Below are 11647 nucleotides of genomic sequence, written 5' to 3' on the forward strand. Positions count from 1 at the left end.
AGCTCACCCAAACCCAAGACACACAACAAGAAACGGGCCGCCGCTGACGCGGCGACCCGCCCCAAGGAACTCACCCCTGGTTAAAACACCAGGTGAACAAAAGAGCCGTTCATCGTTTCAACTAGCTGACGGACTGGATGATCACGGCGCCGTTGCCGACGACGTTCTCGTCCGACGTGCGCACCTCGAGCTCACCGCGCAGCACGCGGCCCGCACCCGGATCGCCGAGCGGCGTGATGACGCCCGCGGCGTTCCAGGCCGAACCGGCGGCGTGGTCGGCGTTGCTGTCGGTCACGCTCAGCGTGCCGAGGCCGGGAGCGACGAACGCGTCGAAGTAGTCGTACTCCGTGGTGCCCTGGGGCACCGCGAAGCCGTCGATCTGGACGCGCCACAGGCCGGCGGCCGGGTTGGCGACCGTCGCCGACTCCTCGGAGTCGCCGTCAGCCGACTGACCTGCGACCACGCACGTGCCGGACGTGCAGTTGAGCAGGTACAGGTCGAGGTCGGCCGCCTGGTCGGACGGGTTGCCGATGGTGGCGGTGAGCCGCGACGCACCCGGCTTGACCTGGATGTCGAAGAACTTGGTCTCCAGGTTCGCGATCTTCGGACGGGCCGTCACGGCGCTGCCGACCGAACCGGCCACGAGCCGGCCGTTGAACGCGGCCTGCGTGTTCGTGACGGTGTAGTTGCGGTTCAGCGGGGTGTTCAGCGCCGCGGACGCGATGACGTCCGGGTTCGGGCTGATCGACGTGCCGAGCACGGACGCGGTCACCGAGTACGGCGCCTCGTCGGCGTCGGAGGTGCGGCGCGCCTCGATCACGATCTCCCACACACCGGCCATCGGGCTGGTCACCGTGCGGCTGGTGGGCGTGCCACCGGCACAACCGGCACCTGTGTCCGGGTTGTAGCAGCTGGTCGAGGCGTTGGAGTCGAACCCGACGCCCTGCGGGGTGAAGCGCAGGAAGCGGACCTGGCCCTTGCCGGCCTCACCACCGGCGGTCATGTCGACCTTCAGCGCGGTCGTGCCCTTCGGCACGTTCACGAAGAGGCTGGTCGACTGGTTGCGCGCGATCGTGCCCGACTTGGTGACCGAGAACTGGTTGGCGGCGCTGAACTTCTCGGCCGCGAACACGGTGTTCAGGGTCTGCGAGTCGATGCCGGGCGTCTCCGGGTTGTCGATCTGCAGGATGGCGCTGTGCACGCCGGCGGTCTTGGGCTTGACCCGAACCGTGAACTGCACCGGGGTGTTCAGCGGCAGGTTGACGGTCCGGTCCGACTTGAACGTGCCGTCGTTGCCCTTCCACGTCACGTTGTGGGTGTCGTGGTCGTCGCCCGAGGTGCGGGTCAGCGTGTAGGTGCGGGTGTACTCCTGGCCCACGGACACGCCTTCGCGGTCGTGGATGCCGACACCGGTGTTCGGGGTGGCCAGCAGTCCGCTGAGGACGGTGTTGACCTGGACCGACGTCTTGATCTGGTTGGGCTCGGAGTGCTTGTCCAGCAACGCCCACGCGGCGTTGGTGTTGAACAGACCGGCACCCTGCTCGTAGGCGCCGAGCGTGTCGACCCACTTGGCACTGCGCTGGATCGCGTAGCGCAGCTCGGCGCTGGTCGGCTTGCGGCCGTTGTGCTCGGCCTTGAACGCGCTCACGAGCAGCGCGGCGGCACCGGTCGCCTGCGGGGCGGCCATCGAGGTGCCGTTGAACATCGAGTAGCCGGGCGGGAGGGCGTAGGTGCCCGCCACCGGGCCACCCGGCTGCCAGCGCGGCGTGGTGGAGATGGCCGAACCCGGCGCGACGATGTTCGGCTTGAAGCCGCCGTCCTCACGCGGGCCGCGCGACGAGAAGCCGTGCAGGCCCTGCTTCTGCGCGGTCGTCGAACCGTAGTTGGAGAGCCAGGTCTGGCTGGTGATGTACGAGCCGACGCTCACCGCGTCGGTGGCGACCGACGGGTCACCGACGGTGTTGGCGCCCGCACCCGAGTTGCCCGCCGAGATGAACAGCTGGACGTTGTACTCGTTGATCGTGCGGTTGTAGAGCTCCGCACGGGCGTTGTTGCCGTCGTTGAGAGCGGGCAGGCCACCGATGGAGATGTTCACGACGTCGGCGCCGTTGCGCGCGGCGTAGAGGACACCGTCGATGAGGCCGGAGCTGGTGCAGGACGACGAGGTGAGGCAGGCCTTGACCGCCATCAGCTTCGCACCGGGGGCGGCACCGGCCATCTTGCCGTCGAACAGCTTGTTCGCGGCGGTGATGCCGGCGACGTGGGTGCCGTGCGCGGCGCCCGCGATGCCCAGGTTGACGTACGGCGTGCCCTGGTTGTCGTAGATCGAGCGGTCGGTCTGCACGACGAACGCCATCCGCTCGACCACTGCGGTCGCGGGGTTGTCGGTGCCGAAGAAACCGAAGTCCTGCTTGACCTTGTAGTCGAGCATCCGCTTGTTGTTGGTGAAGTCGCCGTCACCGTCGGTGTCGACGAAGACTTCCTTCGTCGTGATGTCCTGCAGCACACCGAAAGAGTCGGTGCGGTCGCCGTCGCGGTTGATGTCACCGCCGGTCTCGCTGCCGGCCTGGCCGAGGTCCTGCGCGGTCTCGCGGAAGAGACCGAACGAGTAGGGGCCACCGGTCGACGGTGCGGTCCACTCGCGGCCACCGTTGGTGAACTTGCCGACGGTGCCGGTCTTGGTCATGGCGACCCAGGTGCCGTCACCGGAGTTCGTGGCGTTCGCGTTGTACCAGTCGATGATCTTGCGCTCACCGGTGGTGGTCGTCTGCAGCGCGGGCGTGTCCAGGTCGATGCCGGAGTCGATGATGGCGATCGTCGTGCCGCGGCCGTCCCACTTCGGGTGCGCGGTGGCGAACTGCGCCGCCTGCGTGTCCTGCGTCGGCATGTACGGGTTGGTGCGCGGCGTCGTCGAGCTCGGCGGCGTCTGCGGGGCCGGCGCTTGCGAACCGTCCGGGCGCGGGTCGTCGAGCTGGATGAGGCCGTCCACGTCCACCGTGCTGACGGACTTCAGCTTGGCCGCCTTCTCCGCGTTCTCGCGCGGGATGCTGACCTTGACGTAGTCGACGTCCTTCTCGGTCTTCTGGACCGTGGCGCCGAGCGACTTCAGTTCACTGACGGCGGCGTCGGTCTTGCCGCTCTCGGCGGCCACCAGCAGGTCGACGGTCGGCTTGCCCTCACGGGCGGCCTGGTCGACGAGCTCGCGGTCCCGCTTGTCCAGCTGCTTGTCGGCGGCCGGCTTGTCCTGCTGCGCGGCGTTCTGCGCGATAACGGGGGTGGCGGCGAAGCCGAGCCCGGCAGTGCCCAGCACCGCGGTCAGCAAGACCGTTCCGGTGCGGCGTCTCCAGTTCTTCACGGCGCATGTGCCCTTCGTGGGGTAAAGAGTGCTCCGAAGCACATCTCTTCGCCTCGCGAAGGACAATAGTCTTCCCGGACCATTTCGCGGATCCACATTGGACTGTTCAGCGGCTTGCCCGGGCACACTTTTGGTGCTGCGCGTTCCGATTGGGCTTTAGAACAAGCAGTTCACCTCCAGTCAAGGGCTGATGGAGGGGAATGTCAAGGGTGGTGTCAAAAGTGAACGGCGTTGGCGCGTAACAGGATCACGAGTTGGCGCGATGTCTTGAGCGCAGTCGCGACCACAGTCGTCCCAGGATGCCGTGGCCGGTCGTGAGCACTTTCTGCTGTGCACCACAGGCCGCGCAGTTCGCGCGATGGTGGCGCAATGCATTTTGCAACTCGGCCACCTGACGCCCCGTGCGTTCGGGCACGACGTCCTTTTTGATCGAGAGCAGGCTCAGCTCGGTCAGCGTCTCTTTGCCGTGACGCGACCTGACAATCGGCGCGATGGTGTGGAAGAAGACCAGGTTGCGCCGGCGGTGAGGTTCGATCGCCTGGATGTCACACCACTGAATGGTCACCTGCCGGTCGAGACTGTTCGACGCGATGCCTTCCGCCGTCAGCTTCGTGCCCATGCGGAAGCTGCGCCACGCGACCGTGCCGCCCATCAGGAACCACAGGCCGCCGAAGAAGTAGGCGTACCAGGGGCCGTCCGCCATCGCGATCGGTCCGGCGGCGGCCACTGCCCCGCCGAGCCCGACGAGGACCCATCTCCACCTGGTGTGCATCTCCCCATCCTGTGTACCACTTAGCATTGTTCGGTGCGAAACCAGGATCTGCCGCTGTCGGCCTCGTTCCGAGGCCTGCCCGCGGTGCCTGCCGACCAGGTCGTCACCGGACTGATCCCGCACGAACCTCCCAACTTCCAAACGCCTCCCGCCCTCGCGTTGTTGAGTTCGCCGGTCTGCGTGCTGACGGGGCCGCGCGGCGTGGGCAAGACGCAGGTCGCGGCCGCCCTCGCTCGGCAGCGGGTGCTCGACGGGTGGCTGGTGGCGTGGATCGGTGCGGAAACGCCCGACCAGATCAGGGCAGGGTTGGTCGAACTCGCCGACAGACTTGGGCTCTACCAGCCAGAAGACAGCCCGGAGATCATCGCCGCACGTGTGCGCAACCATCTGCAGACCCGTTCCGGACCGGCGTTGCTGGTGTTCGACAACGTGGTGTCGCTGGACGCGATCAAGCCGTATCTGCCGTCCGTCGGACCCGCTCAGGTCGTGATCACCAGTACCTCGCGGGGGTCGCAGATCGGTGACGAGGTTCCGGTGGAGGTGTTCTCCCCCGAGACCGCACTGCAGTTCCTGCGCGACGCCACCGGGCTCGACGACCCGCTGGCCGCTGAGCTCGCTGCCGAGGTCGGGTATCTGCCGCTGGCTCTCGCACAGGCCGCAGCACGGATCAGGGCCGCCCGCTGGAACTTCGCGAAGTATCTGGAGAACTTCCGGAAGTTCCCGGCCGAGAAGCAGCTGAGCCGACGGGACGGCGACCCGTATCCGCTCGGCGCGGCCACCGCGATCCTGATGGCGCTGGAACCATTCCAGGACAACAAAGTCATGGGAGTGCTGTCCGTGCTGTCCCCGGACGGCGTGTCCAGGGAGATCCTGGGCGATGAGGTTGACGACGAGTTGGTCGCACTGCACGACGCGTCACTGGTGGAGTTCGCCGGCGACTCGTCTGTGATCATGCACCGGTTGGTCCAGCGCGTGATCCGCGACCGCAGCCAGGGCGGGGACGCGGTGTTGGACGCGATCGGCCTCCTCACGTACCGAATCAGCCTGGTCGGCAACGACCTCTGGAAACAGCGCCAGATCAGCTACGAACTGGTCCGTCAGATCGAGGCCTTGTGGCCGCACGTCTATCCAGCGAGCCCACTGGAGGTGGCCGAACCGGCGATAGCGTTGCGACTGTGGGAAGTGACCTTCCTGGGAAGGCACGGATACCTCTCACTCGCAGCCGCCCTCGTGGAGACGACCTACCAGAACGCCATCGCTTGTCTCGGCGACGACCATCCGCTGGTGCACAACGCACGGCAGGCCGTAGCCTTCGCAGGGGGAGCCGGGGCGGAGACACTGGTGAACGAGCTGCGGACGAAGCTCGGCGAGGAGAAGCCGGTCACGCTCACCACGGTGCTGATGCTGAGCCGGTGCTACCGCACACTCGCCAGGACCGACGAGGCCATTGCCGTGCTCGAACAAGCGATGGAGCAGTGGCGGGATCAGCCGCTGAGCGACGCGGATTGTGAACAAGCGCTGTTCGATCTCGCACAGGTGTACTTGGAGGCCGAACGAGCGGAAGAGGCAGTCGCGGTTCTTGAGGACATCATCCAGAAGCAACCGGCCGAACGAGCGCGGGACAGCACGACGATCGACACCCTCTCGGCGCTCGGTGACGCCTACGGCATGTCGGGTCGTCACCAGGATGCGCTGCTGGTCCACGAGCGAGCGTGGACCGCGTATCAGGAGACCTTCGGCCCCGATCATCCACTCACTCTCGTGGGGGTGGCCAAGCTCGGAATGGCCCTCTTCGTCAGCGGCCAGGCGGAGCGGGCCAGGTCCATGCTGGAAAGCGCGCTGGTGACCGCCCTGACGCAGCACGGTGACGGCAACGTGGTCACCGCGATGCTGGAAGCGGCGCTTGAGTCGATTCAGCAGGACTGACGGCTGATCAGGCGCTACCTTGCGCGCATGGACCTCAAGCTGGTCGCCGACGAGCTCTACGGGCTGCCCCCGAAGGAGTTCACCGCGGCCCGCAACGCCGCCGCCAAGCAGGCAGACGACAAGGACGTCGCGAAGGCCATCGCCGACCTGCGCAAGCCGACCGTGGGCGCGTGGGCGGTGAACCGGCTGGTGCGGGACGCGCCGGAGGGCCTCGAGGAGGCGCTGGGGCTGTCCACGGCGCAGCTGACCATGCGCGAGCTGGGTCGCAAGCGCAAGGAGCTGCTGGAGACGCTGGTCTACCGCACGCTGGAGCTGACGGGGCCGCTCGCGGACGACGCCGTCACGCAGGTGCGCAACACGCTGACGGCCGCGATGTCCGACCCCGAGTCGGCCGAGCAGGTGCGTGCCGGGCACCTCACGAAGGCGCTGGAGTACTCCGGGTTCGGGTTCGCGCTGCCGGTGCCCGAACCCGCGCCGAGCGACGGTGAGGACGCGCTGGCCCGCAAGCGCAGGGAACGGCAGGAGCGCAAGCGCGCGGAGGCGCAGCAGGCGCTGGACGAGGCCGAGCAGGCTCTCGGGGAGGCGCAGGCCGACCAGCTGGCGGCGCAGCGGGCGTTCGACCGGGCCGCGGAACGGCTGGAGGACGCCAAGCGGGTCACGGCGGCCGCGGAGAAGGCCCGCAAGGCCGCGGAACGCAAGCTCAGCGATCTGAGCTAGACCGGTCGAGCGGGCCCCACTCTTCGGAGTGCTGGGCGTCGACCAGCTTCGAGCACTCGGCCAACGCCTCGTCGGCCACCCACGCCAGCGGCTCCAGGCAGCGGACCAGGGGTTCGTTGTCCGGGCCGCGGCCCACCTCCTCGCCGCGCAACACCCACGCGCGAACGTCGGGGCCGCGCAGGTCACGCAGGTGGCGGTAGTCGTACAGCCGGCGCGCGACCCACAGCTCGTGGGAGCGGTCGCCCCACCACGGCTCGATGCGCAACGGGCTCGCGGACAGGCCGGGCAGGTCCACGCCGGTCAGCGAGTCGCGTGACGTCGAGGCGGCGTCCGCGTCCGGGCCCTTCGACCAGCGCACGTAGACGTCGTCACCCAGAAGGCCGACCAGGTCGGCGAGGTTGGTGATCGTGGGCAGCTCATCCGTCACATGAGGTGACATACCCCGGTCCAACCTGAAGGGAACCTGAAGGAATTGAGCCCGGTCACAGTGAAGGCCGACCGGAACACCACGCTCCGGTTGTACGTTCAACGATGTGGTTGGCCGCGAGCGCTCGAGCTGCTCGCCGGGGCGATCCGACACCCCCAGGTCGGAAAAGCCCTTCCGCAGGCGTCGCGTGCTCGCGCCGCGGTCAACCCGCCGTCGGCCGGCACACCGGAAACCCCCCTCACCGGGCGTGGCGGTCGGCGGCACCCTCAGTCCAGACCACCGCTTTGGCCGGTGAAGGGCTCCTTCATCCACCTCACGTGGATGAAGGAGCCCTTCATCGACCTCACGGGCGGCATCAGCACTCAGGCAGGTTGTACTGGTCGTGGCGCTCGTAGAACGCCCGGAGCTCCTCCGGTCCGAGGTTCTTGGCGTCCCCGAGCTCCAGGAAGTAGTTCTCGCGGGCGATGCCGGGCGAGAACAGGATCAGCATCCGGACGGGCGCGTCGCTGTCGTTGCGGAACGCGTGCGGCCGGTTCGGCGGCACGTACAGGAAGTCGCCCTCGCCGCCCTTGATCCACTCGTCGCCGTCGTACAGCGAGATCTCGCCTTCGAGCACGTAGAACGATTCGGAGAAGGTCTTGTGGAAGTGCGGGCGCGGGCCCGGCTGGTGGGCGTCCATGCGCCACTCGAACAGGCCGAACTCACCGTTCGTCACCGATCCGGGTGCCACGAAACGGGCGGTCTTCGTGCTGAAGCCCACCTCGGAAGCCGGTCGGAAGGTCATGTGAGCCACTCCCCAGAAAGTGAACGAAATTCAGGTCTCGTGCGTGACCAGCGGTGGACCTAGACTCGGTCGATGGCACATGACGCGGATGTCATCGTCGTCGGCGCGGGCCTCGCAGGTCTCGTCGCGACCGCAGAGCTCGCGGACGCGGGTCGCAAGGTCATTCTCCTGGACCAGGAGCCGGAGGCGACGCTCGGCGGTCAGGCCTGGTGGTCGTTCGGCGGGTTGTTCATGGTGGACACCCCCGAGCAGCGCAGGCTGCGGGTCAAGGACTCGCACGACCTCGCGCTGCAGGACTGGATGGGCTCGGCCGCGTTCGACCGGGACAGCGACCACTGGCCGCGGCTGTGGGCACAGGCCTATGTGGACTTCGCGAGTGGCGAGAAACGCGCGTGGCTGCACAACATGGGGATGCGCTGGTTCCCGTTCGTCCAGTGGGCCGAGCGCGGCGGCTACCTGGCCAACGGGCACGGCAACTCGGTGCCGCGGTTCCACGTCACCTGGGGCACCGGGCCCGGTGTCGTCGAGCCGTTCGAGCGCCGGGTGCGGGAGGGCGTGGCCAAGGGGCTCGTCACGCTGAAGTTCCGGCACCGGGTCACCCACCTCAACGTCTCCAACGGCGTGTGCGACGGGGTTTCCGGCGAGGTGCTGGAGCCTTCGTCCGTCGGCCGTGCCGAACCCAGCTCGCGCACGGTCGCCGGCGACTTCTCGCTCTCGGCTCAGGCCGTGATCGTCACGTCCGGCGGCATCGGCGGCAACCACGACCTGGTGCGGAGGAACTGGCCCGAGCGGATGGGCACGCCGCCGAAGTTCATGCTCTCCGGTGTGCCGGACTTCGTGGACGGGCACATGATGGAGGTCGCGCAGAAGGCGGGCGCGTCGATCATCAACGCCGACCGCATGTGGCACTACCCCGAGGGCATCGCGAACTACGCGCCGGTGTGGAGCAGGCACGGCATCCGCATCCTGCCCGGCCCGTCGCCGCTGTGGCTCGACGCGGACGGCAATCGGCTGCCGATCCCGCTGTTCCCCGGCTTCGACGCGCTGGGGTCGTTGCAGCACATCACGACGCACGGCCACGAGCACTCGTGGTTCGTGCTGAACAAGAAGATCATCGGCAAGGAGTTCGCGCTGTCGGGCTCCGAGCAGAACCCGGACCTGACCGGCAAGGACACCCGCGCGGTGCTCAAGCGCGCACTGCCGGGCGCGGTGGCACCGGTCGAGGCGTTCGCGCGGAAGTCCGCGGAGTTCATCCAGGCCGGGACCGTCGCGGACCTGGCGCGCGGCATGAACGCGCTGACCGGGGACGACCGCATCGACGCCGCCGCGCTGGAGAAGATCATCGTCGAGCGCGACCGTCAGGTGACTTCCGGCCTGGGCAAGGACATGCAGGTCAACGCGATCCGCGCAGCGCGGCACTTCCTGACCGACAAGCTGATCCGCGTGGTCGAGCCACACCGGTTGCTCGACCCCAAGGCCGGTCCGCTGATCGCCGTGCGGTTGTCGGTGATCACCCGCAAGACGCTGGGAGGCCTGCACACCGACCTGTCGTCGCGGGTGCTCGACGCGTCCGGCCGGCCGTTGCCGGGGCTCTACGCCGCCGGTGAGGCCGCCGGTTTCGGTGGTGGCGGTGTGCACGGCTACCGCGCGCTGGAAGGAACGTTCCTCGGCGGCTGCCTGTTCTCCGGGCGCGTCGCCGGACGTTCGGCGGCCGACGCCGTTTCCTAAGTTACGACGCCGAACTGAGACGGATCGTTCGCCGTTCCTTGCCGCGTAACGAAGTTCCCCGCGGAAGGAACGGCGAATGCTTTTACGAGGTGGAATCGCGGCAGTCCTGCTCGCGCTGACGGCGGCGGGCACGGCGGTCGCGGATCCGTCCGCCCAGGTGGTCGGCGGCACGCGAGCGTCCATCGAGGACAACCCGTTCGCGGTGTACCTGGCACCGACGAGCGACACGCGACTCCCGTTCTGCACCGGTGTGGTCGTGGCGCCGGACAAGATCCTCACCGCCGCGCACTGCGTGGACGAGGGCGTGACGGGGCCGAAGCCGATCCCGCTCGACAAGCGCGTGGTCGTGGCGGGACGGGAGAACGTCCACAGCGTCGACGAGGGCGTCGTCGCCAAGCTCACCAGGATCGTCATCAACCCCAAGTACGACGGCATCTCGTTCGACTCGGCGGTGCTCACGCTCGACCGGTCGCTCAAGCAGAAGCCGATCAGGATGGCCGGCACGGCCGACCGGCACCTGTACGCACCCGGCAAGTCGGCCACCGTGATGGGCTGGGGTGCGGTCAAGGAAGGCGGCAGCACCAACGGTTATCTCATGAAGGCGTCGATCCCGGTCCTCGACGACGAGACGTGCCGCGCGTACTGGGGCAAGGACGACGAGGGCAACGACTTCTACGAGAACCGCTCGATGATGTGCGCCGCGGTGATGAAGGGCGGCATCGACGCGTGCAACGGTGACTCCGGCGGACCGTTCGTCGCGGGTGGCAAGCTGATCGGTCTCGTCTCGAAGGGCGACGGCTGCGCGCGGCCGAACACACCGGCGATCTACGCGCGGGTCGATGCCATCAACTCGTGGGTCGCGAAAGAGATTTCGCACTGATCCCGCGTGGTGGACGCGGGTTGACGGTCCCCCGGCTTGCGGCTGTGCTGGACGCATGACGCAGATCGGTGTTCTGGTCGGCAACCCGCGGCCCGCCTCGCGCACGTTGCAGGCGGCCCTGGCCCTGCGCGAGGCCCTCGCCTCGACGCTCGGCGTGCCCGTCGAGGGCCCGGTGGTGGACGCGGCGACGCTGGCGGCCGCCGTGTTCACGGAACCGGACACGATCAAGGCCGCGTTGGAGACGCTGGGCCAGGCCGATGTGCTGGTGGTCGCGACACCCACGTACAAGGCCGCGTACACCGGGCTGTTGAAGGCCGTGCTGGACCAGGCGCCGTCCGGGTGGTTGCGCGGCAAGGTGGTCGTGCCGCTGCAGATCGCCGCGTCGGACAAGCACGCGCTGGCCGTCGAGGTGCACCTGCGGCCGGTGCTGGCCGAGCTGGGTGCCGTGGTGCCGCAGGCGTTGTTCCTCAACGAGGCCTCGCTGCCCGCCGACGTGACGGACTTCGACCTGGACGCGCTGAAGGTGCTGCGATGAAGGAACAGCTGCGCAACGCGTTGAGGCACCACGCTCAGGCCGTCACGATCGTCACGGCTCATGGGGCTGACGGGCCGGTGGGCACGACGGTGTCCTCCTTCACCTCGGCCAGTTTCGAACCGCCGCTGGTGGTCGTGTGGATCGGTGAGGGCGCATCGGTGTGGCCGGTGCTGCGGACCGCGCCGCTGTTCGCCGTGCACCTGCTGGACGCGGCGCAGACCGGGCTCGCGGACCTGTTCGCCACCAAGAACGTCGACCGGTTCGGGCCCGGGACCCGCTGGCGGCCGGACGAGGACGGCGTGCCGCTGCTCCTGGACGCGCCGGTGCGGCTGCGGTGCCGGACCGCGCGAAGGATCGCGGTCGGCGACCACATCGCGCTCGTCGGCGAACCGCTGGACATCACGCACTCGGACATCGCCGCGCCCCTGGTGCGGCACCAGGGGCGCTACACCTCAGTCGCCTAGCGCGGCACGCCTGCTGTCGATGAAGGGCGCCTTCATCCACCTGACGTGGATGAAGGCGC

10 protein-coding genes are annotated in these 11647 nt (G+C 68.3%); 6 read left to right on the forward strand and 4 right to left on the reverse strand.

Annotated features, from left to right (window positions below):
- Window positions 1-121: 121 nt before the first annotated feature.
- Together ABZV40_RS45330 and ABZV40_RS45335 are read right to left on the reverse strand one after the other, a co-directional pair.
- Window positions 122-3355 carry a S8 family serine peptidase gene (locus tag ABZV40_RS45330; RefSeq protein WP_355456314.1) on the reverse strand — a complete coding sequence of 1078 codons (3234 nt, stop codon included), beginning with the start codon at window positions 3353-3355 and terminating at the stop codon, window positions 122-124.
- Between the two features lie 247 nt (window positions 3356-3602).
- Complete coding sequence (locus ABZV40_RS45335) at window positions 3603-4127, reverse strand: hypothetical protein (RefSeq protein ID WP_355456315.1); 525 nt, start codon at window positions 4125-4127, stop codon at window positions 3603-3605.
- Between the two features lie 33 nt (window positions 4128-4160).
- On the opposite strand from ABZV40_RS45335, the gene ABZV40_RS45340 reads away from it, so the two are divergent.
- Together ABZV40_RS45340 and ABZV40_RS45345 are read left to right on the forward strand one after the other, a co-directional pair.
- Entirely contained in the window at window positions 4161-6053 is a 1893-nt protein-coding gene (locus ABZV40_RS45340) for a tetratricopeptide repeat protein (RefSeq protein WP_355456316.1), read from the forward strand.
- Window positions 6054-6080: 27 nt separating this feature from the next.
- Window positions 6081-6770 (forward strand): hypothetical protein, encoded by a 690-nt coding sequence (locus tag ABZV40_RS45345; RefSeq protein WP_355456317.1) that lies wholly within the window; start codon window positions 6081-6083, stop codon window positions 6768-6770.
- On the opposite strand, the gene ABZV40_RS45350 is transcribed toward ABZV40_RS45345, so the two are convergent.
- Window positions 6754-7197, reverse strand: a complete 444-nt coding sequence (locus tag ABZV40_RS45350) for a DUF6098 family protein (RefSeq protein WP_355456318.1) — start codon at window positions 7195-7197, stop codon at window positions 6754-6756. The genes ABZV40_RS45345 and ABZV40_RS45350 overlap by 17 nt on opposite strands.
- A gap of 355 nt (window positions 7198-7552) precedes the next feature.
- Entirely contained in the window at window positions 7553-7981 is a 429-nt protein-coding gene (locus tag ABZV40_RS45355) for a cupin domain-containing protein (RefSeq protein ID WP_355456319.1), read from the reverse strand.
- A 72-nt stretch (window positions 7982-8053) separates the two neighbouring features.
- Between ABZV40_RS45355 and ABZV40_RS45360 the strand changes: the two genes are divergently transcribed.
- From ABZV40_RS45360 to ABZV40_RS45375, 4 genes are all read left to right on the forward strand, one after another.
- Window positions 8054-9709 carry an FAD-binding dehydrogenase gene (locus ABZV40_RS45360; protein ID WP_355456320.1) on the forward strand — a complete coding sequence of 552 codons (1656 nt, stop codon included), beginning with the start codon at window positions 8054-8056 and terminating at the stop codon, window positions 9707-9709.
- A gap of 76 nt (window positions 9710-9785) precedes the next feature.
- Complete coding sequence (locus ABZV40_RS45365) at window positions 9786-10589, forward strand: serine protease (protein WP_355456321.1); 804 nt, start codon at window positions 9786-9788, stop codon at window positions 10587-10589.
- A gap of 55 nt (window positions 10590-10644) precedes the next feature.
- The gene (locus tag ABZV40_RS45370; RefSeq protein WP_355456322.1) at window positions 10645-11124 is read left to right on the forward strand and encodes an NAD(P)H-dependent oxidoreductase; all 480 of its coding nucleotides are present in this window, start codon (window positions 10645-10647) and stop codon (window positions 11122-11124) included.
- Window positions 11121-11588, forward strand: coding sequence for a flavin reductase family protein (locus ABZV40_RS45375; RefSeq protein ID WP_355456323.1), 468 nt, complete (start codon window positions 11121-11123; stop codon window positions 11586-11588). The genes ABZV40_RS45370 and ABZV40_RS45375 overlap by 4 nt, the downstream gene beginning before the upstream one ends.
- Window positions 11589-11647 lie beyond the last annotated feature (59 nt).

The organism is Lentzea sp. NPDC004782 (genome assembly GCF_040609115.1).
In the GTDB taxonomy this organism is placed as follows: Bacteria; Actinomycetota; Actinomycetes; order Mycobacteriales; family Pseudonocardiaceae; genus Lentzea.

Coding starts and splice junctions, on each gene's coding strand:
- ABZV40_RS45355 (WP_355456319.1), bottom strand. CDS start 7,981: ATGACCTTCCGACCGGCTTCCGAGGTGGGCTTCAGCACGAAGACCGCC.
- ABZV40_RS45365 (WP_355456321.1), top strand. CDS start 9,786: ATGCTTTTACGAGGTGGAATCGCGGCAGTCCTGCTCGCGCTGACGGCG.
- ABZV40_RS45375 (WP_355456323.1), top strand. CDS start 11,121: ATGAAGGAACAGCTGCGCAACGCGTTGAGGCACCACGCTCAGGCCGTC.
- ABZV40_RS45360 (WP_355456320.1), top strand. CDS start 8,054: ATGGCACATGACGCGGATGTCATCGTCGTCGGCGCGGGCCTCGCAGGT.
- ABZV40_RS45335 (WP_355456315.1), bottom strand. CDS start 4,127: ATGCACACCAGGTGGAGATGGGTCCTCGTCGGGCTCGGCGGGGCAGTG.
- ABZV40_RS45345 (WP_355456317.1), top strand. CDS start 6,081: ATGGACCTCAAGCTGGTCGCCGACGAGCTCTACGGGCTGCCCCCGAAG.
- ABZV40_RS45370 (WP_355456322.1), top strand. CDS start 10,645: ATGACGCAGATCGGTGTTCTGGTCGGCAACCCGCGGCCCGCCTCGCGC.